Source organism: Piscibacillus halophilus, from assembly GCF_900110685.1.
Taxonomy (GTDB): Bacteria; Bacillota; Bacilli; order Bacillales; family Alkalibacillaceae; genus Piscibacillus; species Piscibacillus halophilus.
In genome coordinates, this window is the sequence record NZ_FOES01000001.1 from 212,013 (window position 1) to 237,085 (window position 25,073).

27 protein-coding genes, 1 tRNA gene and 1 pseudogene are annotated in these 25,073 nt (G+C 35.0%); 24 read left to right on the forward strand and 5 right to left on the reverse strand.

What is annotated here, in order from left to right; all coding sequences use genetic code 11:
- Positions 1 to 2: 2 nt before the first annotated feature.
- The 12 genes from BMY57_RS01090 (at position 3) to BMY57_RS01145 (ending at position 9,025) form a co-directional block, all read left to right on the forward strand.
- Positions 3 to 236 carry a DUF896 domain-containing protein gene (locus BMY57_RS01090; protein ID WP_091772164.1) on the forward strand — a complete coding sequence of 78 codons (234 nt, stop codon included), beginning with the start codon at positions 3 to 5 and terminating at the stop codon, positions 234 to 236.
- A gap of 230 nt (positions 237 to 466) precedes the next feature.
- On the forward strand, positions 467 to 2,464 hold the full coding sequence (gene tkt / locus BMY57_RS01095; RefSeq protein ID WP_091772165.1) for a transketolase: 1,998 nt from the start codon (positions 467 to 469) through the stop codon (positions 2,462 to 2,464).
- A 95-nt stretch (positions 2,465 to 2,559) separates the two neighbouring features.
- Positions 2,560 to 2,991: a sporulation inhibitor of replication protein SirA gene (gene sirA / locus BMY57_RS01100; RefSeq protein ID WP_175614630.1), complete on the forward strand. Its 432-nt coding sequence runs from the start codon at positions 2,560 to 2,562 to the stop codon at positions 2,989 to 2,991.
- Positions 2,992 to 3,065: 74 nt separating this feature from the next.
- The gene (locus BMY57_RS01105; RefSeq protein WP_091772167.1) at positions 3,066 to 3,299 is read left to right on the forward strand and encodes a YneF family protein; all 234 of its coding nucleotides are present in this window, start codon (positions 3,066 to 3,068) and stop codon (positions 3,297 to 3,299) included.
- Positions 3,300 to 3,426: 127 nt separating this feature from the next.
- Positions 3,427 to 4,128 (forward strand): cytochrome c biogenesis CcdA family protein, encoded by a 702-nt coding sequence (locus BMY57_RS01110; RefSeq protein ID WP_091772168.1) that lies wholly within the window; start codon positions 3,427 to 3,429, stop codon positions 4,126 to 4,128.
- 68 nt (positions 4,129 to 4,196) lie between these two features.
- Positions 4,197 to 4,652 carry a Na(+)/H(+) antiporter subunit B gene (locus tag BMY57_RS01115; protein ID WP_091772169.1) on the forward strand — a complete coding sequence of 152 codons (456 nt, stop codon included), beginning with the start codon at positions 4,197 to 4,199 and terminating at the stop codon, positions 4,650 to 4,652.
- A 17-nt stretch (positions 4,653 to 4,669) separates the two neighbouring features.
- On the forward strand, positions 4,670 to 5,164 hold the full coding sequence (locus BMY57_RS01120) for a CcdC family protein (RefSeq protein WP_091772199.1): 495 nt from the start codon (positions 4,670 to 4,672) through the stop codon (positions 5,162 to 5,164).
- A gap of 85 nt (positions 5,165 to 5,249) precedes the next feature.
- Positions 5,250 to 5,900: a hypothetical protein gene (locus BMY57_RS01125; protein WP_143063766.1), complete on the forward strand. Its 651-nt coding sequence runs from the start codon at positions 5,250 to 5,252 to the stop codon at positions 5,898 to 5,900.
- Positions 5,900 to 6,643, forward strand: a complete 744-nt coding sequence (locus BMY57_RS01130) for a cytochrome c biogenesis CcdA family protein (protein WP_091772171.1) — start codon at positions 5,900 to 5,902, stop codon at positions 6,641 to 6,643. The genes BMY57_RS01125 and BMY57_RS01130 overlap by 1 nt, the downstream gene beginning before the upstream one ends.
- 15 nt (positions 6,644 to 6,658) lie before the next feature.
- Positions 6,659 to 7,243, forward strand: a complete 585-nt coding sequence (locus BMY57_RS01135) for a redoxin domain-containing protein (protein WP_091772172.1) — start codon at positions 6,659 to 6,661, stop codon at positions 7,241 to 7,243.
- A gap of 44 nt (positions 7,244 to 7,287) precedes the next feature.
- The gene (locus tag BMY57_RS01140; protein ID WP_091772173.1) at positions 7,288 to 7,980 is read left to right on the forward strand and encodes a response regulator transcription factor; all 693 of its coding nucleotides are present in this window, start codon (positions 7,288 to 7,290) and stop codon (positions 7,978 to 7,980) included.
- Positions 7,955 to 9,025, forward strand: coding sequence for a sensor histidine kinase (locus BMY57_RS01145; protein WP_177176302.1), 1,071 nt, complete (start codon positions 7,955 to 7,957; stop codon positions 9,023 to 9,025). Before BMY57_RS01140 ends, BMY57_RS01145 begins: the two co-directional genes overlap by 26 nt.
- A 27-nt stretch (positions 9,026 to 9,052) precedes the next feature.
- On the opposite strand, the gene BMY57_RS01150 is transcribed toward BMY57_RS01145, so the two are convergent.
- Both BMY57_RS01150 and BMY57_RS15985 read right to left on the reverse strand, forming a co-directional pair.
- Entirely contained in the window at positions 9,053 to 9,484 is a 432-nt protein-coding gene (locus BMY57_RS01150; protein WP_091772175.1) for a DUF2621 family protein, read from the reverse strand.
- Positions 9,485 to 9,512: 28 nt separating this feature from the next.
- Positions 9,513 to 9,609 (reverse strand) — tRNA-Sec (locus BMY57_RS15985).
- 217 nt (positions 9,610 to 9,826) lie between these two features.
- Here BMY57_RS15985 and BMY57_RS01155 point away from each other — a divergent pair.
- The 3 genes from BMY57_RS01155 to BMY57_RS01165 are packed head-to-tail and all read left to right on the forward strand — an operon-like array spanning position 9,827 to position 13,898.
- Positions 9,827 to 10,900: an ATP-binding protein gene (locus tag BMY57_RS01155; RefSeq protein WP_091772176.1), complete on the forward strand. Its 1,074-nt coding sequence runs from the start codon at positions 9,827 to 9,829 to the stop codon at positions 10,898 to 10,900.
- A gap of 16 nt (positions 10,901 to 10,916) precedes the next feature.
- Positions 10,917 to 12,782, forward strand: a complete 1,866-nt coding sequence (gene selB, locus BMY57_RS01160; RefSeq protein WP_177176303.1) for a selenocysteine-specific translation elongation factor — start codon at positions 10,917 to 10,919, stop codon at positions 12,780 to 12,782.
- 57 nt (positions 12,783 to 12,839) lie between these two features.
- The gene (locus BMY57_RS01165; protein WP_091772178.1) at positions 12,840 to 13,898 is read left to right on the forward strand and encodes an alpha/beta fold hydrolase; all 1,059 of its coding nucleotides are present in this window, start codon (positions 12,840 to 12,842) and stop codon (positions 13,896 to 13,898) included.
- A 265-nt stretch (positions 13,899 to 14,163) separates the two neighbouring features.
- Here the strand turns inward: BMY57_RS01165 and selD are convergent, their stop codons facing one another.
- Positions 14,164 to 15,189: a selenide, water dikinase SelD gene (gene selD / locus BMY57_RS01170; RefSeq protein ID WP_423809601.1), complete on the reverse strand. Its 1,026-nt coding sequence runs from the start codon at positions 15,187 to 15,189 to the stop codon at positions 14,164 to 14,166.
- 182 nt (positions 15,190 to 15,371) lie between these two features.
- On the opposite strand from selD, the pseudogene BMY57_RS16445 reads away from it, so the two are divergent.
- The 4 genes and pseudogenes from BMY57_RS16445 to acnA form a co-directional block, all read left to right on the forward strand.
- Positions 15,372 to 15,572: pseudogene (locus tag BMY57_RS16445) on the forward strand (Rdx family protein); the annotation flags it as partial.
- Positions 15,573 to 15,689: 117 nt separating this feature from the next.
- A complete protein-coding gene (locus tag BMY57_RS01180) occupies positions 15,690 to 16,211 on the forward strand; it encodes an STM3941 family protein (RefSeq protein ID WP_091772181.1) in 522 nt (173 codons plus the stop codon).
- Between the two features lie 51 nt (positions 16,212 to 16,262).
- Entirely contained in the window at positions 16,263 to 17,660 is a 1,398-nt protein-coding gene (gene selA / locus BMY57_RS01185; protein ID WP_091772182.1) for an L-seryl-tRNA(Sec) selenium transferase, read from the forward strand.
- 163 nt (positions 17,661 to 17,823) lie between these two features.
- Positions 17,824 to 20,535: an aconitate hydratase AcnA gene (gene acnA, locus BMY57_RS01190; RefSeq protein ID WP_091772183.1), complete on the forward strand. Its 2,712-nt coding sequence runs from the start codon at positions 17,824 to 17,826 to the stop codon at positions 20,533 to 20,535.
- Positions 20,536 to 20,576: 41 nt separating this feature from the next.
- On the opposite strand, the gene BMY57_RS01195 is transcribed toward acnA, so the two are convergent.
- Positions 20,577 to 22,694, reverse strand: coding sequence for a catalase (locus BMY57_RS01195; protein WP_091772184.1), 2,118 nt, complete (start codon positions 22,692 to 22,694; stop codon positions 20,577 to 20,579).
- Between the two features lie 180 nt (positions 22,695 to 22,874).
- On the opposite strand from BMY57_RS01195, the gene BMY57_RS01200 reads away from it, so the two are divergent.
- From BMY57_RS01200 to BMY57_RS01215, 5 genes are all read left to right on the forward strand, one after another.
- Entirely contained in the window at positions 22,875 to 23,444 is a 570-nt protein-coding gene (locus BMY57_RS01200) for a redoxin domain-containing protein (RefSeq protein WP_091772185.1), read from the forward strand.
- 59 nt (positions 23,445 to 23,503) lie between these two features.
- Positions 23,504 to 23,650 (forward strand): FbpB family small basic protein, encoded by a 147-nt coding sequence (locus BMY57_RS15815; protein WP_423809559.1) that lies wholly within the window; start codon positions 23,504 to 23,506, stop codon positions 23,648 to 23,650.
- A gap of 52 nt (positions 23,651 to 23,702) precedes the next feature.
- Positions 23,703 to 23,924 carry a small acid-soluble spore protein Tlp gene (gene tlp / locus BMY57_RS01205; protein WP_091772186.1) on the forward strand — a complete coding sequence of 74 codons (222 nt, stop codon included), beginning with the start codon at positions 23,703 to 23,705 and terminating at the stop codon, positions 23,922 to 23,924.
- 88 nt (positions 23,925 to 24,012) lie between these two features.
- Positions 24,013 to 24,432, forward strand: coding sequence for an acyl-CoA thioesterase (locus BMY57_RS01210; protein ID WP_091772200.1), 420 nt, complete (start codon positions 24,013 to 24,015; stop codon positions 24,430 to 24,432).
- Position 24,433: 1 nt separating this feature from the next.
- Complete coding sequence (locus BMY57_RS01215) at positions 24,434 to 24,739, forward strand: hypothetical protein (RefSeq protein ID WP_091772187.1); 306 nt, start codon at positions 24,434 to 24,436, stop codon at positions 24,737 to 24,739.
- Between the two features lie 36 nt (positions 24,740 to 24,775).
- Here the strand turns inward: BMY57_RS01215 and BMY57_RS01220 are convergent.
- On the reverse strand, positions 24,776 to 25,073 hold a 298-nt coding region (locus tag BMY57_RS01220), incomplete at its 5' end, for a transposase (protein WP_143063769.1).

Sequence of the window (25,073 nt, forward strand, 5' to 3'; positions counted from 1 at the left end):
ATATGATTTCGGATGAAAGAATTAAACGTATAAATGAATTGGCAAATAAATCGAAAACGGAAGGTCTAACGGAAAAAGAGAAGAAAGAGCAAAAGAAATTAAGAGAAGAGTATCTACAAGCATTTCGTCAGTCCTTCAAAAATCAACTTAAATCAGTGAAGGTTGTGGACCCAGAAGGAACCGATGTCACACCTGATAAACTTAAAAACGAAAAAGAAAAAAATCAAAAGCATTAATAACGACGACTCCTTTTAAATAATAAAGGAGTCGTTTTTTACATGATGAAATACGTCGATTTTTGTTATAATGAAAACTGTATGGGTATACATATGACGGATGATGATCTTAGTGCTGGAGTATACTAAGATTATTGTGAATTTAACAAGAAATAACTTGTCAGATGTTGCTAAACCATATAGGATATATGGTGGTAACTGAATTGAACGGAGAAGAAAGGAGAACACAAATGAGTAATAACATTGAACAAATGTCTATTAACACGATTCGTACATTAGCAATCGATGCAGTTGAAAAAGCAAACTCAGGTCACCCAGGTATGCCTATGGGTGCAGCTCCAATGGCTTATACATTATGGACTAAAGTCATGAATCATAACCCTAAAAATTCATCATGGTTCAACCGTGATCGTTTCGTATTATCAGCAGGTCATGGCTCCATGTTACTTTATGCCTTATTACATTTATCGGGTTACAAAGTATCTATGGATGATCTTAAAAACTTCCGCCAATGGGGTTCTAAAACACCGGGGCACCCTGAATTTGGACATACAGATGGTGTAGAAGCAACAACTGGACCTCTAGGTCAAGGAATTGCGATGTCAGTTGGTATGGCCATGGCCGAGCGTTTCTTAGCTTCTAAATTTAACACTGACAACCATCAAGTAATTGATCATTATACTTATAGTATTTGTGGTGACGGAGACTTAATGGAAGGCGTGTCTCAAGAAGCAGCTTCATTAGCAGGTCACTTAAAGCTTGGTAAATTAGTCGTCATGTACGATTCAAATGATATTTCATTAGACGGCGACTTAAACCGTTCGTTCTCAGAAAGTGTTGAAGACCGATTTAAATCTTACGGTTGGCAAGTCATTCGTGTCGAAGATGGAAATGACACGGAGGCAATTGAAAAAGCATTGTTAGATGCTAAAGCAACTGAAGACCAACCAACCCTAATTGAAGTTAAAACCGTCATCGGTTATGGTTCTCCTAATAAAGGTGGTAAGTCCGATGCACATGGGGCTCCTTTAGGTCAGGAAGAACGTCAGCTTGTTAGAGAACACTACAATTGGGAACATGAGGATTTTCATGTACCTGACGAAGTAGCAGCTGATTTTGAAGAGAAAACAATCAAACGTGGCCAAGAGGCAGAAAATAACTGGAATGAATTATTACAGCAGTATAAAAATGAATTCCCAGAACTTGCTGAGGAATTTGAGCTTGCAATGAAAGGCGAGCTGCCAGCAAATTGGAATGCAGATCTTCCTATTTACGATGAAAATTCCAAGGCTTTAGCAACACGTGCAGCTTCTGGTGAAGTGTTAAATGGTCTTGCTAAAAACATTCCTAATTTAATCGGTGGTAGTGCAGACCTGGCAGGTTCTAATAAAACTATGTTAAAAGATGAAGACGACTTTAAATATCCTGATTATTCAGGGCGTAACATTTGGTTTGGTGTACGTGAATTCGCTATGGCTTGTGCACTTAACGGAATGGCGTTACATGGTGGATTAAAAGTATATGGTGGAACATTCTTCGTATTTAGCGATTATTTACGTCCTGCCGTTCGTTTATCCGCTTTAATGGGTACGCCGGTCACGTATGTCTTTACACACGACTCCATTGCAGTTGGTGAAGATGGTCCAACCCACGAGCCAATTGAACAATTACCTTCACTACGTGCAATGCCGAATTTAAACTTAGTACGTCCAGCAGATGCAAACGAAACAAAAGCTGCGTGGGAGATTGCTGTTCAAGCTGAAGATGCACCAACAGCTCTTGTCCTAACTAGACAAGGATTACCAGTAATACCGGAAATAGCAGATAAAGCATCTGAAGGTGTACGCCGAGGTGCGTATGCATTAAATAAGGTTGAAAACCCAGATATTCTATTATTAGCTTCAGGCTCTGAAGTTCAATTGATTCACAAAGCAAGTGAACAATTGAAAGAAGAAGGGATTAATGCTCAAGTCGTGAGTATGCCATCTTGGTATCTTTTTGACCAACAAGATGAAGCATATAAAGAATCCGTATTACCTAAAAATGTAAAAGCTCGTCTAGCAGTTGAAATGGCTTCTCCATTCGGTTGGGAACGTTACACAGGAATTGACGGAGATGTACTAGGCATTTCTACATTCGGGGCATCGGCTCCAGGAAATAAAGTTATCGAAGAATATGGTTTTACGGTTGAGAACGTTGTCTCACGCGCAAAAGAGCTATTAAAATAAGAAAATTTGACAAAAATAATTTAAGTTAAGCTTTAAACTTTGACAAATTTCGCTTAAAAATGTTGATACGATATGTCCCAAAAGGGGGACATATCATGTATCAATATTCTTTATATCTAGTTAAGTCAGATTATGCACAGCACTTTTATTATAAGATTGATACCGTTTATCGCTTTTTATATGAACAAATGATGAAGAACCCGGATCGAACTAAAGACCAGTATAAAATGGTTTTGGACAAGGCTAACGCAAAGGATGTTTTCTTACATTTAAATTATTGGGTCAGTCATGATATTTCTTTAAATATTGATCGTAATCAAATTACCGTTAGTTATAATCAACAACAAGTCTATATCGAAGTTAACGATTTTGATATGACTATATTAGCTGAGTCTATTGTGGATGTAGATAAATTATTATTTCAGTATCTTAAAACGTTTCATCCGCATATCTTTGCGGTTAATTATGAAACATACGAATGTGGATGGATTACACCGCTTGTTGGAAAGCAAATCTATTCACTATAAAAACTATATTGTCATACGGCAGTTCTTTTAATATACTTATTGAGAGAGACAACTAGAAGGAGGAAAATTTAATAATGAGCACAATATGGGTCGTATTAATTGCTCTAGGTGCGTTAATTCTTGGTCTCGTTTTAGGCTTCTTTATTGCTCGTAAGACGATGATGAACTACTTAAAGAAGAACCCACCAATTAACGAACAAATGTTACGCACAATGATGATGCAGATGGGTCAAAAACCTTCACAGAAGAAAATTAATCAAATGATGAGAGCAATGAACCAACAAATGGATCAACCGAATAAAAAATAACTTGAAAGGGGATAGGCAGAGAGTCTATCCTTTTTTAGTTTTCACTAAATTTTCAAGCCTTAACGCAACAAGAATATGATTTATTTGGTACGATAGCATTAGGTTGTCTGATAAAGGAGGGGTTTCAATGGATGTCAATATCTTCTTAGCTTTTGGTGCGGGGTTCTTATCATTTATTTCACCTTGCGTCTTACCGCTTTATCCTGTGTTTCTGTCGTACGTCACTGGGATGAGCGTAGAAGAGTTGAAAACTGAGAATGCTATGTTGAGAAAAAGAAGTTTATTACATACTTTGTTCTTTTTAATTGGTTTTTCATCAATCTTTATTATGATCGGTTTTTCAACATACTTAGTTGGAGAATTCTTCATACAACATCAAGATCTCATCCGTCAATTAGGGGCAATTTTAATCATTTTCTTTGGTTTCGTCATGATTGGTGTATTTAATTTTGAGTTCTTAATGAAAGAACGAAAAGTTACTATTAAAAATAGACCTGCTGGTTATATCGGAACTTTATTAATTGGTATGGCTTTTTCGATGAGTTGGACACCTTGTACAGGTCCGATTCTAGGTGCAGTTATATCATTAGCAGCAACAGAACCTCAATCTGGCGTAGTCTTAATGTCAGCGTATTCGTTAGGATTCTCCATCCCATTCTTTGTATTATCATTCTTTATAGGCAAAATGGGTTGGTTAAAACGTAACTCACAAAAAATTACAAAAATCGGTGGTTATGTGTTAATCTTTTTAGGAATCGCTCTGTTCTTTGATTGGCTAAGAGATTTCACATTATATTTAGCTAATTTCTTTGGGTTTACTGGTTTTTAATAATATTTGTCATTCATATAATAAGTGTATTAGAATAAAACTAACATGAATCGTGAAGGAGTTATGTTATGAAGCAATCAAACGACCTAATATTACGAACTACGACTCAAATTATTGCTTTTATGTTACTTGGTTTTTCAGTGTATTTATTCTTTGCAGGGCATAATGCACCAGGCGGTGGTTTTATCGGTGGGTTAATGACGTCAGCTGCTATTATTCTTATGTATATGACTTACGGTTTTGAAAAGATTGAAAAGATTATTCCAATCAACTTTAGAACTTTAACCGTGACAGGGTTATTGATCGCTGTCTTAGCAGGCATGGGTTCTATGTTATTCGGTGCATCTTTTTTATCACATGCTGATGGTTACTATCATCTACCTCTAATTGGTGAGAAACATTTAGCTACTGCTCTAATATTTGATTTAGGTGTTTATTTAGTGGTGGTTGGAATTACGTTAACCATCATACTTTCAATTGCAACAGATTCAGAAGATGAGTCTAATCAAAATGTAGGTGTTTAATGGTGTTCTTTGAGAGTATGTTATTTGCTGTGCTAACTTCTGTGATGTTTGTCTTTATCGCCGTTACCATGATTATTGTGCGATCAAGAGCTTCCAAGAAGCCAGCAACTGTTAAAAAAATTATTATACCACCTCTTGCTATGAGTACAGGAGCTCTGATGTTTATTTTTCCCTACTTTCAAGTATCTTGGCTGCAGGTTTTAGAAGCTATTTCGGTAGGAGTATTATTTTCTATACTCTTAATTTGGACTTCAAATTTTGAAATCAAAGGTAAAGATATTTACTTGAAACCATCAAAAGCTTTTGTTTTTATTTTAGTTTTTCTTCTATTATTTAGGATTGTACTTAAAATATATCTCGGACAAGGTATATCAGTAGGAGAAACGAGTGGTATGTTTTATCTGCTAGCATTTGGCATGTTATTTACGTGGCGAGTAGCTATGCTAATTAAATTCATGAAAATAAAACAAAACATGGAGTTTAATGTTAATTTAAGTTCACGATCAAACTAAATGATCGTGAACTTTTTTTATATTTCATTTTCATCAAACTTTCATATAAGTGGTATAAGATATATTTAGAATGGAAGGTGACGACATGGCAGCAACATCTGTGTTAATTTCAGTAGCTACTTTAATTGTAAGTTTTATCATGGGAGCTTTTGTGTTTTTTATCACGGATCAACAGACGGTAAAAGAGAAAAAGAAGAACATGGAGGATGTTTTTTCTTTCTTTGTTAATTTCATTATCTTTATTTGGGTAGGGAAGATTATCTGGAACTTAGATTTATTTATGAGTGATCCATTAGCAGTACTCGCTTACCCTAGTTTCTCTGGCGCGTTTTACATAGCCGTTATCTTGAGTGCCTTGCTTATGACTTGGAAATTTAGAAATGGTTCAATTCAATTTGAGTCGTTTATGTACACATTGGTGGTCATTTTCATCTTATCATCATTTTTCTATGAGTTTATCGACCTCGTATGGCATGATAACTCGTACACATGGCGTTATCTTTCACTATTATTTGGGTTGTCCCTACTATATATAATTTTTTCAAATCGCACATCATATAACATAATGAGTGGTTTGGCTCTCTTTATTTATGGTCTTGTTCAATCAATGTTATCAATCATATTACCATTCACAACTGTTTTTGGTTATCTTATTGATTTTTGGTTTTTCATATTAATTAGCTTACTAGGCATTGTCGTTATAACTATAGAAAGCAAAAGAAAGAAGGGGTCATAATGGTAGATACAGCAGATTTAACAATATGGTTAGCGTTTGGGGCAGGAGTGTTGTCCTTTTTGTCACCTTGTACATTACCACTTTTTCCTGCGTACCTCTCATATATTACTGGCGTTAGTGTAAAAGAGTTACAAAATGACAAAAGCTTAAAGGTAAGATCGCTATTATTAATTCACTCTAGTTTATTCTTGTTTGGGGTGTCTTTAGTCTTCATTGGACTTGGTTTAGGGGCATCTTATTTAGGACAATGGATACAAGGGTTTCTAGTAGGTGAGTCCGGTAAATTTATTCAGCAAATAGCAGGTATATTTATTATCATTATGGGGTTATTTGTTGCAGGTTGGTTGAATATTACGACCTTTATGAAAGAAAAACGTTTTCAGTTTGCTAATAAACCGAGTGGCTATTTAGGAACTGTGTTTATAGGAATGGGTTTTGCTGCAGGTTGGACACCTTGTATAGGCCCTATTTTTGGATCAATTTTAATGATTGCTGCTAGTAATCCAACACAAGGTACTTTATATACGATCTTTTATGTAATTGGATTTGCTTTACCATTTTTAGTTTTAACCTTTTTCATTGGATCAGCAAGATGGATTGTCAAATATAGTGGCATTATTATGAAGACTGGCGGTACGATAATGATTATCATGGGTGTCTTATTATTTACTGGTCAAATGTCAAGAATATCAAGCTTCTTATTACGAATTGTCCAAGATACTTGGATGGCTAATTTAGGTTAGTAGGAGGGAGTCCTAATGAAAAAGTACATTATTATTGCTGTGTTAGTTGGTATGTTCGGTTGGGCTATTTATGATTTCGTTTCAGAGAGTGATGAGTCTGGTACGAATGAGGAAAACGTAGAAGAAGATGGTTTTATGATTAGTAGCGATCCAGAAGGTGAGGAGGTAGATGAGTCTAAAGTTGGTTTAGACGTCGGTAGCAAAGCACCAGATTTTGAATTGGAGAATCTTGATGGTGAAACAGTAAAGTTATCCGACTATCGTGGACAGAAAGTTATGCTTAATTTCTGGGCAACTTGGTGTCCGCCTTGTCGTGCCGAAATGCCAGACATGCAAAAGTTTTATGAAGAGAAAGATATTGAGATTTTAGCTATTGATTTATTTGAAACTGAACAAAGTCTAATGGATGTCCGTAATTTTAGAGATGATTTCAAGTTAACATTCCCAATATTGATTGACGAAGGTGACGTATCAACTGAATACCAAATCCTACCTATACCAACATCTTATTTTGTTGACTCAGAAGGAATCATCTCCCATAAGTCAATGGGTGCTATGAATTATGAAATGATGATTAAAGAATACGAGAAAATGGATTAACCTAAGATTTTTTTCTATAATAGTGAGGTAAAGGAGTGATAGAGATGGAACAGACCATTTTAGTTGTTGAAGATGATGAGATGATTCGAAATCTAATTCGATTATATTTAGAAAAAGAGAATTATCATGTCATTGAAGCTGCTGATGGTGAAGAAGCTCAGAAACTGTTTCTCAAACATCATCCTTGCCTCATTATTTTAGATCTAATGTTACCTAAATTATCTGGTGAAGAATTTTGTGAATGGGTTAGAGGAAAGGAACAACAAGATGTTTCCATTATCATGTTATCGGCTAAGTCACAAGTCAATGACAAAATTGATGGATTAAAAATGGGAGCTGATGACTATATAACCAAACCTTTTAATCCTGATGAACTGTTAGCTCATATAGAAGCTGTTTTAAGAAGAACAGGACGATATTGTCAAAAGCTTGTCCATGATGGACTATGTATTAAGGTGAGGAAAGGTGAAGTAACTTTACACGGAGAACACGTAAATCTGACAAAACATGAGTTTAATTTATTGTACTTTTTTATGTCTAATCCTGATACTGTTTTCAGCCGTGAACAGCTCATGAATCAATTATACCCAAGCCATGAACACGAGGTATTAGATCGAACGGTTGATGCGCATATAAAGAAGTTACGTATGAAAATTAACGATCAAAATCATCCTCAACGAATTCAAACAGTAAGAGGAATGGGGTATAAATTTGTTTCGGAAAAACAACATGTTTAAAGGTTTACTATTTAGATTAACCTCATTAAATGTTTTGATGATTACATTAAGTATTTTAATAAGCAGCTTTGCCATCTACCAAACGGCTTGTTTATTAGTTGAGTCAATGGGTGAATTAGACCCAGGACGGCAAACTCAATTTGAATCATTGTTGTTACAATATTTAATTGTCTTTAGTTTACTAACCATTTCGATAGGTAGCTTACTCCATTTCTATATGACCAAAAATCTAATTAGGCCTATCAGACAACTAATTCATTCAACTAAACAAGTAAAAGAGGGAGCAACACCTAAAAGAGTTGATTATGATTCTAACAATGAAGTTGGTGAACTCGTTGACCAATATAATGATTTGTTACAACAACTTGAAACAAACAATAAACTTAGAAAAAAGATGATCACAGACCTTTCTCATGAAATTAGAACACCTGTACAAAATTTAAATGGTTACCTATATGCACTTAAGAATGGTGACATGGCTCCTACAACAGAAGTGACGAAATCTTTATTTAATGAATCGCAGAGGTTAAAGCAGTTAATTAATCAATTCGATCAATTAAAAGACTGGGACCTCATCAGAGAAGAATCAATTATACAAAAATCTAAAATAGATATTGCCAACGTTATACACCAATGTATTGCAGTCTACCAGTGGAATTTTGAAAACGCTGAGATACCGTTGGATGTCAAGGTTGAAAAATGTGTAATTGAAATCCATGAGGAAAGAATTCAACAAGTCATTAACAACTTGTTAGATAATGCTTTGAAATATCATGAGGGACAAGGGTCCGTCCAAATCAAGGGTGTATCTCATGAACAAAGTTATGAATTCAAAATCAGAAGTAGGGGAAATGAAATTCCAGAACCTGAACATGAGAACATTTTTAAAAGGTACTATCGATTACAATCTTCAACTTCAAATGAATCAAGTGGAACTGGTTTAGGGCTTGCTATTGTTAAAGAAATCATTCATAAACATAATGGAAAAATTGGATTAAATTCAACAAATCATATAAATGAGTTTTGGTTTTCTTTACCCAAATAAAAAAGCAATGAGTGTATCTCTTTACACTCATTGCTTTTCTAATAGGTGTTCATAAGGGGAGAAATCAATATTTTTTTCATTTAATCGCTTGATAAGGAATTTGTGATCACGTTTAGGCGTAGCAAGTATGTAACCCTCTATGATCGTATCTAGTGTAATTTTTCTCTTCTTTTTCTGAAGCGCAACCTCACCAATTTTAGCCGCGATTTTTTGTTTAGCTACATCACGAAATAGTTGGGGAACAGGTTCTACGAGCTCATTTAATAACTTCTTTTCGTCTTCTCCCCACATGTGCAACGTTTGCTCAACATAGTATTCTTCCCAATCAATAATGGACTTCCCGTCGTCTTTTGGAAGTTTTTTAAGAAATTTTCGAAACATAAAGAAGCCACCAATCCCCAATAAGGTGATCATGATGAGGCCCCATAGTATCATTAAATATCCTACAGTTTCAGACATATATTTCACTCTCTTTAATTCATTTAAATGGCGGGACTGTGTGGGAATCGAACCCACCGAAGACGACACGCGTCTCCCAGGCGGTTTTGAAGACCGTGACAAGCACCAGCATTGTAACCAGCCCCATTTCTCTCATCATTATAGAATGTTAAATAATAGAATACAAGTCATAAGACAATGATAGATTAGTGCCACAAATGAATATTCTAAAAATTGTAATTATTATTAATTGTTTTTTTGCCTTTCAGACAATTATTGGTTAAAATAAGAATTGTGTAATAATGTGCAAAAGGTTTCATAAAGTTTTACTATATATGGTCGTTTTTTGGGGGGATTAATCGAATGAAAAAACACTCGCTAATGGTTAATAAGGATGACCAATTTGAAGTTGACCAAGATATACTTACATCAGCATTTCAGTGGTTCGATAACCATTCAACGAATGTTAAACTGATTTTTGATGAGAATTATAAAATCGTTTATATATCTTATTCAGCAGAAATTATATTCGGATATACAAAAGATTGTTTATATGGCAGTCATTTGTTGGACTATGTAAGCGAGGATCACATAGACCTGATTAAAAAGAGTGTCAATTCATTAGGTTTCGACCGAGTCACAGTTGAAATAGCTTTTAAAAACAGTGATGGAAATACAGTGCATACCTCAACTCATCTAGGTAAAATTATAGATAATCATAAAGGCAAGACTTACTATATTGGGATCATAAATGATATTTCGGAGTTAAAAACGGCCCGTAAAATGTTAATGAATTCCGAAAAACTATCATCCGTTGGCCAGTTAGCTGCAAGTGTTGTTCACGAAATTAGGAATCCATTAACTTCTATTAAAGGTTTCTTACAATTACTAGAAAAAGATACACAAGAACAAAAAGTTTATTTTGATATCATGACTGAAGAAATTGAGAAGATTGAATCTATTACTTCTGAATTATTATACATAGCAAAACCTTCACCAAATAAGGTGCAAAATGAAGATTTAACAACCATTATAAAAGAAGTATGTTTATTGATGAGGTCACAAGCTCGGTTAAATGAAATCAGTATTGAGTTTATATCTGAAGAAGAACAATATCATCTCAACTGTGATCGGTCTCAAATTAAACAAGTCTTTATCAATTTAATTAAGAACGCAATTGAAGCGATGAAAGAACCTGGAACCATCCAAGTGAAAGTATACCAAGATGACGTTTTAACAGTAGATGTCATAGATGAAGGTGAAGGCGTTCCTGTTGAACTTAAAGATCGAATAGGAGAACCCTTTCTTTCTACTAAGGAAAAAGGAACTGGTTTAGGTTTAATGGTAACTAAACAAATTTTAGACAAGCATCATGCTTCACTAAGTGTACTCGATAACGAAGAAAATGGTAGCATTTTCAGAATTAGATTTTATTGATAGTTGGTGTAACGACATGAAGAAACGGCATTTTACTATTGGAATGGCTGGGCACATAGACCATGGAAAAACAGAATTAGTAAAAGCACTGACTAATATTGATACAGATCGATTAAAAGAAGAAAAAGAACGTAGAATATCAATAGAGTTAGGCTATGCCCCTTTATTTGAAACCGATGATTTAGATGTATCGATTATTGATGTACCGGGACATGAAAAGTTTATTAGACAAATGATTGCTGGTGTCACATCAATAGATTTGACGATATTAGCTATTGCAGCAGATGAAGGTGTCATGCCACAAACTTTAGAGCATTTAGATATTTTGAATCATCTAAAAGTCAGTAATGGCATCATCGTCATGACTAAAATAACTAAAGCAGATGAAGAATTAAGAAACATTGTGAGAGAGGATATATTAGAAGCTACAAAAGGGACCGTATTTGAAGGAGAACCTATCTTTGAAGTTGATTCAATGACTCTTAATGGGATTGATCCTTTAAAACAAAACCTTCTAGAACGATTAGCTAAGATAGAGCCGAAATCACATCGAGGATCCTTGTTTTTACCAGTTGACCAAAGCTTTCACTTACATGGTATAGGTACGATTGTAAGAGGAACGATTGCAAACGGGAGCATTGATGTAGATCGCCCCGTTTATTTAATGCCTGAAGGTAAGAAAGTACAAATTAAAAGCATTCATCATTTTAATCACTCTGTTCAATCGGCTTTTGCTGGACAACGTGCGGCTATTGCTCTAAATAATGTTGAGTTAGATGAAGTTAAGCGTGGAACGGTATTAACGGATTATAAATGGGCAAAAGCTTCCGATCGAATTGATATCGAACTTAACGTTAGTTCTCTTTTACAGTCAACGATTAAGCAAAGGTCTCCAATCAAATTACATACTGGGACGAGTGAAGTTTATGGAAGGATTATTTTCTTTGACCGTCATAAGCTAGAACCAAATTCAGAGATTATGTATGTTCAACTTCAATTAGATCAATCAATTTATGTTATGAAAGATCAACGATTCATCTTAAGGCGTGCAACTCCAGTTGAATTAATTGGTGGAGGGAAAATTATAGATCCGTTTGCTGAAAAACATTCACATACTCAGGAAACGATAGACGTTTTAAAGGAGAAAGCTTCCTTTAGTCCTGAGGAGTATGCATTAAGCTTAATTGAACAGCAACCTGGTTCTACTTTAAATGATTTAGGAGAACTCGTTACTAAAGAAAACCTCCATCAATTAATTCATCAAAAGCAAGTTATTAAACTTGAGAATCTGTTATTTACGAAACAATATATAGAATCTATCGAGTCATCTCTTGTTCAAATATTAAAAACGTTTCATGAGCAGCATCCATTACTACTTGGGGAAGACAAATCAGAAATTATGTCAAAATTATCCTTGAAGACAGGTGAAGGAAAATTATTATTTGATTACTTCATTAACCAAGGTCTCATTAAACAAAATCAACATTTTATTAGTTTAAATACATTCGAAGTCAATCTTTCATCAGATCAACAACGGAAATTAAATAGTATTTTAGATGAATTAAAGCGGGATGACCTAAAGGTAGAATCCATTCATCATTATTTAAGTCATCAAAAGATAAACGATATAGACGAGTGGATTAAGTTTTTAATTCAACATAATTATATTGTTTCCTTAACAGATGAGTTATTTGTAGAACGTAATGTTTTTGAAGATGCAATAAAGCGATTAAGAGTAGAAACTGGTGATGAGTTTGAAGTGAAAGAGGCAAAGGGTGTATTAGAGCTTTCTCGCAAATATATCATCCCTTTTTTAGAAAAACTGGATAAACTTCAGTATACACGTCGATTTGAGAATATAAGAAAGTGGTTAGTCAACTAATAAAATCAAAAATTTATTAAGGCGTAATTCGCACCTCATTTTTAATGAGATAGGGAGTTGAAAATATTTTATAGATACGCTACTATAGTTGCGTTAATTTTCAGAATTCTGTACGCCATACAAATGAGGTGTTTTATGAGCGGGTATACTCCATTAATTAAAGGTAAATCAAGTATTAGTGTTCTAGAGAGTGTAACTTTAGGTGATTTGAAACAATGGATTTTAATTAGGGGTGAGGACATTAGTAGTCCTATTGTTTTATGCCTTCATGGTGGACCAGGTAATGCACAAATAGGTTGGGCGCCAAATTTTCAATCCAAATTAGAAAAAAACTTTATTGTTGTTAATTGGGATCAACGTGGTGCGGGCCTTTCATATTATGACGATTTAAATAAAGAATCAATGAATATAAAACAGTTTATTCATGATGCGTACGATCTATCCAAATACTTAGTACAAAGGTTTAATAAACGTAAAATATTTATTGTGGGTCATTCTTGGGGAACTATTATTGGAATGTCATTAATACAAAAGTACCCTGAGTTATTTCATGCTTATATTGGTGTAGGGCAGAGCGTACATTTACAACGTGGAGAGTCTTTAAGCTATGATTTCACGCTAGAACAAGCAAAAACAAATAATATAGATGAGGCAATACAAGAATTAACTGAGATTGGGAAACCCCCATATAAAGATATGATTAAAGGGTTATCTACTCAAAGAAAATGGCTAAATTATTTTGGTGGAGTTGTAGCAAACGATCGAGATTTTTTTAGTAAGCTCGGAGATTTAATTCAAGAAAGGCCAGAGTATAACGAAAATGATCTCAAAAGACTACAAGAAGGAAACTCTTTTTCTCTTAAAACTATGTGGGCGGAGGTCTTAGAGGTTAATCTATTGAAACAAATTAAGGACGTAAAGGTTCCTGTTTATTTTTTGATGGGTGAATTTGATTATAATACTCCAAATCAATTAGTAAAAGAATTTTATAAATCCTTAAAAGCCCCTTATAAAGAAATGGTCTATTTTAATGGATTATCACATAATATACCATTTGAAGATCCAGACTTATTTCATCACACACTTTATAATATCTCTCTTCAATATAATGAGTAGAGGAAGCCTGATTCCTTCTATTATACTTATTTATACCTATAGGTTAATGTTTTTTGTTATTTGTCATATAAGGATGTAATAGATTTACTCTCTAAAAATGGTGCTGTTAATTAGGGAATAATCCCCCTCTCAAAACTCTTTATATCAACATCAACAAAAACAAACACTCTAATTCACTTATGGATTAGAGTGTTTGTTTTGAAGTTTACTTGGTTTTTGCAATTCAAAAATGACCTAATTAGAGTTAAATCCAGATGTTTTTTGATCAGTAAACAGATATCGTATGCTCACGTTTTTCTGTTACCTTCCCAATAATCGATGCAGGCTCTCCAAACTCTTTAATGTATTGTTCAGCTTCTGATTCTCTCATTGATATTAATAACCCTCCAGAAGTGATGGCATCAGATAATATTAATTGGTCTATTTGGTCAAATGCGGGATCAAAAGATACGTTTTGACTCAACCATTTTAAATTTGCTTTTGAACCACCAGGGATCGATCCCTTTTCTGCTAACTTTTTAGTTCCATGAATAACAGGAACATCTTGATAGGATATTTCCAAACTAACTTGGCTACCCTTAGCCATCTCATAGGCGTGACCCAGTAAACCAAACCCAGTTACATCTGTACAAGCATGTACATCATGCTGCTGAAATAATTGACTTGCTTTTCTATTTAGCATGGTCATCCATTTTATAGCAAGTTCTGATATGTCACTTGGGGCTAGCCCTTTTTTAATCGCAGTTGTGATGATACCAATTCCAATTGGCTTTGTTAATACTAAAACATCACCAACTTCTGCTTGATCATTTCGTACAATCTGATTTGGATGTGCAAGCCCAGTTACAGACAATCCAAATTTCGGTTCATCATCGTCAATTGAATGTCCTCCAATGATCGAACCTCCTGCTTCATGAACTTTATCTTCAGCACCTTGTAAAATTTGAGCTAAAATATCACTACCATATTTTTTAACCGAGAAACCGACGATGTTTAGGGCTGTTTTCACTTCAGCACCCATCGCATAAACATCGCTCAATGCGTTTGCAGCCGCAATTTGGCCAAATGTGTATGGATCATCTACAATAGGGGTAAAATAATCAACAGTTTGGACTAGAGCTATATCGTCGGTTAATAAGTAAATTCCAGCATCATCAGAATGATTTTGACTAAAAAGAACGTTTTGATCTTTTTGATGTGTTTGAACCTGACTCAAAACTTGAGTCAATTCGCTCGGGGCGAGTTTACATCCTCAACCAGCTTTTGAAGATAGAGAAGTTAATTTTAAAATCTCTTCTTGATCTCGACTCAAATTATTCACCCCCTTAGGTTATATAATGTCATTATACTAAAGTAGTTAAAAGTTGAAAAAGTAAAACTCTTTTAATATTCTAATAATAGAAATGATAGGAGGTAATACGGATGAGTTACAAAGTATCAATTGAGTTCTGTATGATGTGAAACTACGCACCTAAAGCTGCGAGTCTCGCAGAAAGTTTATTTTCAGAGTTTCGACATACTATCACAGAAATGACCTTAACACCTTCATCTGGAGGAGCTTTTGAAGTTTTAGTGGATGGTGAAAAAGTTTACTCGAAACTGGATACTGGGGTATTTCCTGACAGTGATGAGATAATAGAACGACTTAAAGAAAAGGAAGAAAGTACGCGATAAATGCTGTTAAACTGTAGGCTGTCGAACAACCTTCGACAGCCTTTTTCATAACGATTTAAATTCCAATAAATTCATAATCTCAGTTATTGATAGAGATTAAAAGGGGAGAAACATATTGTGAATGAGCTAGTCATTTATCCTAAAAGAGGAAGAATGATAGGTTTTGGAATTTTGTCCTTGCTTTTTGTTATTTTAGGTATCATTTTTTATAATGTAGGGTTAATTGAAGATGATCTAACACTTACGGTTATTGGTTTCCTCTTAGTTTTAATTTTTGGCTTTTGCTTGTTTTATTACATAAAAGTTTTAATAAAACGTAAACCTGCATTAATTATTTCGGATGAAGGAATAAGTGATTACTCTAGTTATTTAGGGCCTGGATTAATAAGATGGGATGAGATCGAAGGTTTCGAGTTTGTTAGGTTTGGTAGTCAACAATTTCTTGGAATTTATACAAAAGACCCGGAATTAATTATTAACCGTGCTTCTGGATTGAGGCGAGTAATTAATCGTATGAATAAGGGCTTGATTAATACTCAAGTTAATATAATGGTTAAAAACCTTGATTGTTCATCAGAAGATTTGGTTGAGACGATTAATAGTTATTTTGTAAATAAAGAAAACAATGAATACGTATGAGTTACTTTAATTAACTTGATTTTAAAAAATATACGAAAAGGAATATGATAAATGTCAAATGTCGTTAGATTGATTCCACCCATTCATGAGTTACTACAATCGAAAACTTTAAAACATTTAGTTGATGAGCATAATTTGAATGAGCCATTTGTAAAAAGAGTTATCCAACAACAGACTGATCAAACTCGCAAAGACATTTTAAGTAAAGAACTGACATTTGAAAGCAGGGAAGAAGTCCGTGATTATATCCTATCTAATACAAAAGATTCGATTGAGTCCTATATGTCAAACCAAATTGAACCAGTCATAAATGCTACAGGGACAGTCTTACACACAAATTTAGGACGGGCTCGCTTATCCGAAGCAGCTATTCAACGTGTAGTTGAGGTGGCAAGACATTATTCGACTCTAGAATATAACAAACAAACAGGAGATCGAGGCTCAAGACATGACTTAGTAGAACAGTATATAAAAGATTTAACAGGTGCTGAGGCTGCTATAGTTGTTAATAATAATGCTGCAAGTGTGTATATGGTATTATCCGCTTTCTCTAAAGGTGGCGAAGTGATCGTATCTAGAGGAGAATTAGTTGAAATTGGCGGTAGTTTTCGCGTGTCATCCATTATGGAAGAGAGTGGAGCCACTCTTAAAGAAGTTGGAACGACAAACAAAACCCACTTGTATGATTATGAACAAGCTATAAATGAGCATACGAGCATGATGATGAAAGTGCATACGAGCAATTTTCATATGATTGGTTTTACAAAACAAGTCGAAAGAACAGACCTAGTAAAATTGGCTCGAGAACATGATGTCTTAACTTATGAAGATCTCGGAAGTGGAATGGTATATGACTTAACTGAGCACGGTATTGGTCAGGAGCCGTTGGTTAGGGATATTATAGAATCAGGCATTGATCTTGTCTCTTTTAGTGGAGATAAGTTATTAGGTGGACCCCAAGTTGGAGTTATTGCAGGTAAAAAGGAATATATCAATCAATTAAAAAAACACCAGCTAGCTAGAGTGTTAAGAGTAGATAAAATGACTTATGCAGCTTTAGAAGAAACATTAAAACAATGGATTTTCATCAATCAAAACAAAAATATCCCAACCTTAAGAGATATTCTATTAACTCGAGAGGAACTAAAAATTCGTGTTAAGAGGTTTATAGAACGATATTTAACTTATGACGATACATCGCTAGTCTTAAATGAAAAGATTTTATCTTCAAAAATAGGAGGGGGCACGTTACCAGAGATCAATTTAGACTCTTATGGGGTGACAATCAATAGTGAACAGTATACCTCAAAAGAACTTAAGGATTTATTAAGGAAAATGAATCCACCGATTATCACTAGAATAGAAGATGAACAAGTTTTGATGGATTTTAGGACGATTAGTGAGAATGAAGAGGACATTGTTTTGAAAAAATTGGTAGAAATTAAGTGAATGGTTAATGTTCAAGGCTTTAAAACGTTAAATCTATAAAAATTGTTTCCAAATGTTTTACTTCTACAATATTTTCATATAAAATGTAGAAGTGCAGAAAATGAGTGATTCTATTGTAAGAATCATCTATTAAACTACATATTTTCATTAAGGGGGTAAAAACGTGAACACAAATGCCTTTAATGCGAAAAAGCAATTTGAATTGAATGGTAAGACGTATAACTATTACCATCTAAAAGCATTAGAAGATAAAGGTTTAGGCAAGATTTCTCGTCTTCCTTTCTCAATCCGCGTGCTTTTAGAATCTGTTTTACGTCAACATGATGGTCATGTCATTAAAGACGAACACGTTGAAAAATTAGCGCAATGGGGTAATGGGGACTCTGTAGATGTTCCTTTTAAACCTTCACGAGTAATCTTACAAGACTTCACAGGGGTACCTGCAGTGGTTGACCTAGCTTCACTACGTAAAGCAATGGTTGATATGGGAGGAAGCCCTGATCAAATCAATCCAGAAGTACCAGTAGATTTAGTTATCGACCACTCTGTACAGGTTGATAAATATGGTACACCAGATGCTCTTAAAGCAAATATGGAAATTGAGTTCGATCGTAACAAAGAACGTTATGAGTTCCTACATTGGGCTCAAAAAGCGTTCGATAACTATCGTGCAGTTCCACCAGCAACTGGTATCGTTCACCAGGTAAACTTAGAGTACATCGCAAACGTTGTACATGAGCAACAACAAGAAGATGGTACGTATGATGCGTTCCCAGACACACTTGTTGGTACAGACTCTCATACGACGATGATTAACGGTCTTGGTGTATTAGGCTGGGGTGTAGGTGGTATTGAAGCTGAAGCTGGAATGCTTGGTCAACCATCTTACTTCCCAACACCAGAAGTAGTAGGGGTTAAATTAACAGGTAGTTTCCCTGAAGGTACAACGGCTACTGACTTAGCACTTAAAGTAACTCAAGTACTACGTGAGAAAAAAGTAGTTGGTAAATTTGTAGAATTCTTCGGTCCTGGTTTAACTGAAATGCCATTAGCAGACCGTGCTACAATTTCTAACATGGCGCCTGAATATGGTGCAACTTGTGGTTTCTTCCCAGTTGATGAAGAATCATTAGATTACATGCGTCTAACAGGTCGTTCTGAAGAGCACGTTCAGCTGGTAAAAGAATATCTACAAAAGAACGATTTATTCTATACACCAGATCAAGAAGATCCAGAATTCACACAATTAGTGGAAATCGATCTTTCTGAATTAGAACCGAACTTATCAGGTCCAAAACGTCCACAGGATTTAATTCCTTTATCAGAAATGAAAAAGTCATTTAATGAAGCTTTAACAGCTCCTGCTGGTAACCAAGGTTTTGGATTATCTGACAATGAAAAAGAAAAAGAAGCTGTTGTTAAATTTAACGACGGTTCTGAAACGACAATGAAAACAGGTGCAGTTGCAATCGCAGCGATTACATCTTGTACTAACACATCTAACCCACACGTTATGTTAGGTGCAGGACTACTTGCTAAAAATGCGGTAGAAAAAGGTCTAAATGTACCTGAATACGTTAAGACATCATTAGCTCCTGGTTCTAAAGTTGTAACAAACTACTTAGAAAACTCAGGTTTAATGGAATATCTCAATCAATTAGGATTTAACTTAGTTGGTTACGGTTGTACAACATGTATTGGTAACTCTGGACCATTACTTCCAGAAATCGAAGAAGCGATTGCGGAGTCAGACTTAACAGTAGCTTCTGTCCTATCTGGTAACCGTAACTTCGAAGGTCGTATTCACCCATTAGTACGTGCGAACTACTTAGCATCACCACCACTAGTTGTAGCGTATGCATTGGCAGGTACAGTGGATATCGACATTCTAAATGAGCCATTAGGCCAAGACAAAGATGGTAACGATGTATTCTTCAAAGATATCTGGCCATCATCTGAAGAAATTAAAGCGGAAATCCAAAAGGTTGTAACACCTGAAATCTTCCGTAAAGAGTATGAAGAAGTATTTAACTCTAACGAAAAATGGAACGAAATCCAAACAACTGATGAACCTCTTTATGAGTGGGATGCAGATTCAACTTATATTCAAAACCCACCATTCTTTGAAGAGATGTCTAAAGATCCGAAAGAAGTTACACCATTAAAAGGTATGCGTGTAGTTGGTAAATTTGGTGATTCTGTAACGACTGACCACATTTCACCAGCTGGTGCGATTCCAAAAGATATGCCTGCAGGTAAATACTTAGTTGATAAAGGTGTATCACCACGTAACTTTAACTCTTACGGTTCTCGTCGTGGTAACCACGAAGTTATGATGCGTGGTACATTTGGTAATATTCGTATCCGTAATGAAATTGCAGGGGGTAAAGAAGGTGGCTTCACAACTTACTGGCCAACTGGCGATGTAATGCCTATTTACGATGCTGCAATGAAGTATAAAGAAGATGGAACAGATTTATGTGTTATTGCTGGTAAAGACTACGGTATGGGAAGTTCTCGTGACTGGGCTGCAAAAGGTACAGATCTATTAGGTATTAAGACTGTTATTGCAGAAAGCTTTGAACGTATCCACCGTTCTAACCTAGTTATGATGGGTGTGTTACCACTTCAATTTAAAGATGGTGATAGCATTGAATCACTAGGACTTACTGGTAAAGAAACATTTGATGTAGAAGTTACAGAAGACGTAAAACCACATGATTTAGTCAAAGTAACAGCGACTGATGAAGATGGAAACCAAAAAGAATTTGAAGTAATCGCTCGTTTCGATAGTGATGTAGAAGTTGATTACTATCGTCATGGCGGAATCCTTCAAATGGTTCTTCGTAATAAATTACAAAATCAACACGCTTAATAACTATAAAAAGCACATCGCTAATCGCGATGTGCTTTTTTTTAGGCTTGTTTTCGATCATGATTCTCTCTCATCCAGTGACGATGCTGCGCAATGGCTTCAATAAATGCCTGAGTAAAATCAGTTAAATCATGAGTATCATTGACCGTTACAACACCTAGGTTCGAATAAACTTCACCTGTATGATCATTCATATAAGCAATGTTATTAACTAAAGTGTTGGGTAATATTTGTAAGGCTTCATTTGTAATTCCAATTGGTTTAGCATGAGCATACGTATCATTGATAAAATCTTTAGTTTCCTTATAGCCTGATAACATATCGATATGCTGGCCACCAGGAATAAATAAAGCATCATACAGGACTGAATGGGTATTGGCAAAACTCTTTTGAGGTTCGACTTGGTCTCCTTCAGCACTGTTTACTGGGCTGAGGGTTTTGCTCACGATTTCTAAATGAATACCTTGTTTTTGAAAAGCGACTTTAACTTGTTTTAATTCATTATAGTTAAATCCTTCATCAATCAATACAGCTACTTTACGAGTTCTAGGTGTTTTTATTGTGTTTTCTTGACTTAAAGCTGGTGAAGTGGCTGTAATGGTTGTCGTGTTCTTTTTAGTTGGAGGTTGAGCCCCAATTCCTTTTGCTATCTCTTTAGCCAAATCATGATCGACCTGATTGAACATATCAACTACTTTTTGTCTTATCGTTTTATCCTTAACGCTCCCAACTTCAAAATGGAAAGCTTTAATAATATGTTTCTTCTCAGCTGCTGACATACTATTCCAAAATAGTCTCGCTTGACTAAAATGATCATTAAAACTTTCACTACGTGTTCTAATTTTAGTGCCATCCACTTTTTCTTGATAGTGTTCAAACCCACCATCTTTACCAGTAGCCGGCATTGGATAATTGTTCCGAATGGAATTAGGGAAATAAGAAACCTTACCTTGATCAATGGTCATTCTATGGAATCCGTCTCGCTGATTATTATGAAATTGAACGATTGGGCGATTAATGGGTATCTCGTGGAAGTTGGGACCACCGAGACGTAGTAATTGTGTATCTAAGTATGAAAATAATCGGCCTTGTAATAATGGATCATTCGTAAAGTCAATACCAGGAACGATATTGCCCATATGGAATGCAGCTTGTTCTGTTTCAGCAAAGAAATTATCTTGGTTACGATTTAGGGTCATTTTTCCTACGATTTTGACTGGGACTTGTTCTTCTGGCCATATTTTAGTTGAATCCAATATATCAAAATCAAAATCAAATTCCTGACTTTCTTCAATAATTTGTAGGCCTAACTCAAACTCAGGGTATTCACCATTATTAATCGCATCCCATAAATCTTTTCGGTTAAAGTCTGGATCTTTACCCGCGATCTTTTGGGCTTCATCCCATGTTAAAGAATGAACACCTAATTTAGGTTTCCAATGGAATTTGACAAACCTAGCTTTTCCTTGTTCATTAACTAATCTAAATGTATGAACACCGAATCCTTCCATCATTCTAAAGCTTCGAGGTATTCCACGGTCTGATAGTAACCACATAATCATATGGGCAGACTCTTGGTTATTGACCACCCAATCCCAGAAAGTATCATGGGCCGCGGAAGCTTGTGGGACCTCGTTATCAGGCTCTGGTTTAATAGCATGAACGACGTCAGGAAATTTAATTGCATCTTGAATAAAGAATACGGGCATATTGTTAGCAACTAAATCAAAGTTACCATCTTCTGTGTAGAATTTAGTAGCAAAGCCGCGAACATCACGCACTGTATCCGCTGAACCTCGGGATCCTACAACTGTTGAAAATCTAACAAATACAGGTGTTTTTACATTAGGATCTTGTAAAAACTTTGCCTTTGTTAATTCCGTTAATGGTTCGTAAACTTGAAAGTATCCATGAGCACCAAATCCTCTTGCATGAACGACACGTTCAGGAATGCGTTCATGGTCAAAGTGAGTCATCTTTTCTCGAAAATGAAAGTCTTCCATTATAGTGGGTCCACGCTGACCAGCTTTTAACGATTCAGACGTATTCGATACTTTTGTTCCTTGATCTGTTGTTAAATCTTTTTCCTCATGATTAACCTTATAATCTTCTAATTGTTGTTGTTTTTTTGTTGGTTCTTCTTGAGGCTTATTCTTCATAATGAGACCTCCTTATAAAATTCTAATTCCTAGTTTGGCTAGTTCTCGGTGAGTTATTCCATTTATAGGATATTTATTAACAAAGTTTTCATTTATTTTTAAACACGAAAATATTCGAGGGCATTATAATTTGATAAGATAAGATTGTACTTTTGTATAAGCTCTAAAGGAGGAGCCACCATGATCTGGAAACGAATATTCGCAGTAGGATTCATCATAACTTTATTAAGTATTGTCGTATATAATACTCTATTAACTAATGAAACGGGTGAAGAGGAGAACGATTCAATTTTTATTGTTCCAGAAGGGATGGACGTTGAATCGGGAGGCACAGAAGTAGGAGATCTTGCGCCTAATTTTCAGTTAGAAACAATGGAAGGTGAGACGGTCCAGTTAGAAGATTATAAAGGGAAGAAAGTATTTTTGAACTTCTGGGCATCGTGGTGTGGTCCATGTAAAGAAGAAATGCCTCATATGCAGGAATTTCATGAGAAATATGGAGATGAAGTCGCTATTTTGGCTGTTAATACAAATGAGCCAGTTCTAGATAACGCAAGGGAGTTCGTTGAAGAATATGAATTAACTTTTCCAATCTTACTTGATGAAACAACTGAAGTAGCTGCTCGTTACAAAGTCCCTAATTTACCAACGACTTATTTTATAAATAGTGAAGGTGAAATTCAAATACAACGAAAATCTGGTCCTATGACATTTGAAGAAATGGAAGAAAAAATGAAGGAATTAGATTAACAATATGTATATTTTACCAACATAATGGTCAAACTATTTGCAAAAAGGAGACGATTATGTTGCGTAAAAAAGATTTTGTTACATTTCAATCACTCATTGAAAGTGAAAAAGAAAAAATTATGAAAAATCCAGATGAAATGGAGAAAATTTATGATAAGTTAGATGAACGATTAGGGGTTGTGAAAAATACTGAAAAGCATGCATAGTCAATAAATCTTCTTCACAAACTAAAAACAAACTGTGAAGGAGTTGAATGATATGCCAAATCATAACCGTCCAAAACCGGATGATCGTTCTGATAATGTTGAAAAAATTCAATCTAACATTCAAAATACGATTGAAAACATGGAAGAAGCCGAAGAATCCATGGCAACTGCTTCAGAAGAGCAGAAAGAACAAATTCAAGCTAAAAATGAGCGCAGACGTCAAACGATTAAAGGGTTACGTGAGGAAGCGAGTGACGAAGCGCATGATCAATAAAAAGTTGGCTGAACAGCCAGCTTTTTATTTGTTATGGAAAAATTATGTTAAAATAACGTTAACGAGTTCTAAAAGGGAGAGTTACAACATGATTATGAATGAGGCAAAAGTGAAAGTCAGATATCAAGAAACCGACCAAATGGGAGTAGTATATCATGCCAATTATTTGGTTTGGTTCGAAATTGGACGTACTCATTTAATTGAACAATTAGGGTTTAATTATGCACAAATGGAAGAAGAAGGGGTTGTGTCACCAGTTCTAGATATTGAAGCTCAATATAAACAAGCGATTCGTTATGGACAAACTGCGACCGTTAAAACATGGATTGATCATTATGATGGATTTAGAGTTATTTACGGTTATGAAGTATATTCTGAAGATGGCACTTTATCAGTAACAGGTAAATCGACTCATGTATGTGTGAAAAAATCAAATTTCCGACCAATCTCTATTCGTAAATATTTTCCAGATTGGCATGAGGCTTATCTAAAAGCAATGGAGGACTAATATGGCATTTGGATTAAAACGAGAGGAATTAAGAAACTGGAAGCGTAAAGTCCAATCAGGTGAAATTGCATTTATTACACATTATTGGGTAGATGATCGTTTTCCAAATATGAAAACTGTAACTAAGGTTGGTTGTAGTGACATTGATAAATTGATTCAATGGGGAAAGAAGCATGGACTTAACCCTAAATGGATACATAGAGATGAGAAATATCCACATTATGATTTAATAGGATCTTTTCAAGTAGAAATTTTAAAAGCTGAAGGTCGGCTAAATCAGTTAGACCGGTTTAAAAATAGGTTCTAAGTCAAATGTTGGGGTGAGCATACGCTCACTCCTAATTTAATTGATACGAACCCTTAAATTCTTATATTGATGATGCAATAACACCTTTAATCTAAAACGATCAAACCGTTTAAAGCCAAAGGCATTACGCTTAATCACTTTGGTTTGATTATTAATCCCTTCAACATACCCATTATGTAAATCAAATGCGAAGCTGTTCATGATTTGCTTTTGCCAATTTTGAAAGGTCGATATCGACCTTTCAAATTCTACAACTCCCGATGCCTTCACAAGGTCGTAATAACGATATAATTCTTCTTTAATCTCTTTAAGTTTATCTGACCCACCAGCTTTG

Bases quoted from the DNA above. Each gene is read 5' to 3' on its own strand.
- BMY57_RS01150 (WP_091772175.1), bottom strand. From the start codon at position 9,484: ATGTCTGAAACTGTAGGATATTTAATGATACTATGGGGCCTCATCATG.
- sirA (WP_175614630.1), top strand. From the start codon at position 2,560: ATGTATCAATATTCTTTATATCTAGTTAAGTCAGATTATGCACAGCAC.
- BMY57_RS01115 (WP_091772169.1), top strand. From the start codon at position 4,197: ATGAAGCAATCAAACGACCTAATATTACGAACTACGACTCAAATTATT.
- BMY57_RS01200 (WP_091772185.1), top strand. From the start codon at position 22,875: ATGATCTGGAAACGAATATTCGCAGTAGGATTCATCATAACTTTATTA.
- BMY57_RS01155 (WP_091772176.1), top strand. From the start codon at position 9,827: ATGAAAAAACACTCGCTAATGGTTAATAAGGATGACCAATTTGAAGTT.
- BMY57_RS01090 (WP_091772164.1), top strand. From the start codon at position 3: ATGATTTCGGATGAAAGAATTAAACGTATAAATGAATTGGCAAATAAA.
- BMY57_RS01110 (WP_091772168.1), top strand. From the start codon at position 3,427: ATGGATGTCAATATCTTCTTAGCTTTTGGTGCGGGGTTCTTATCATTT.
- BMY57_RS01195 (WP_091772184.1), bottom strand. From the start codon at position 22,694: ATGAAGAATAAGCCTCAAGAAGAACCAACAAAAAAACAACAACAATTA.
- tkt (WP_091772165.1), top strand. From the start codon at position 467: ATGAGTAATAACATTGAACAAATGTCTATTAACACGATTCGTACATTA.
- BMY57_RS01130 (WP_091772171.1), top strand. From the start codon at position 5,900: ATGGTAGATACAGCAGATTTAACAATATGGTTAGCGTTTGGGGCAGGA.
- selA (WP_091772182.1), top strand. From the start codon at position 16,263: ATGTCAAATGTCGTTAGATTGATTCCACCCATTCATGAGTTACTACAA.
- BMY57_RS01125 (WP_143063766.1), top strand. From the start codon at position 5,250: ATGGCAGCAACATCTGTGTTAATTTCAGTAGCTACTTTAATTGTAAGT.
- BMY57_RS01135 (WP_091772172.1), top strand. From the start codon at position 6,659: ATGAAAAAGTACATTATTATTGCTGTGTTAGTTGGTATGTTCGGTTGG.
- BMY57_RS01105 (WP_091772167.1), top strand. From the start codon at position 3,066: ATGAGCACAATATGGGTCGTATTAATTGCTCTAGGTGCGTTAATTCTT.
- selB (WP_177176303.1), top strand. From the start codon at position 10,917: ATGAAGAAACGGCATTTTACTATTGGAATGGCTGGGCACATAGACCAT.
- BMY57_RS01120 (WP_091772199.1), top strand. From the start codon at position 4,670: ATGTTATTTGCTGTGCTAACTTCTGTGATGTTTGTCTTTATCGCCGTT.
- BMY57_RS01140 (WP_091772173.1), top strand. From the start codon at position 7,288: ATGGAACAGACCATTTTAGTTGTTGAAGATGATGAGATGATTCGAAAT.
- BMY57_RS01215 (WP_091772187.1), top strand. From the start codon at position 24,434: ATGGCATTTGGATTAAAACGAGAGGAATTAAGAAACTGGAAGCGTAAA.
- tlp (WP_091772186.1), top strand. From the start codon at position 23,703: ATGCCAAATCATAACCGTCCAAAACCGGATGATCGTTCTGATAATGTT.
- BMY57_RS01210 (WP_091772200.1), top strand. From the start codon at position 24,013: ATGATTATGAATGAGGCAAAAGTGAAAGTCAGATATCAAGAAACCGAC.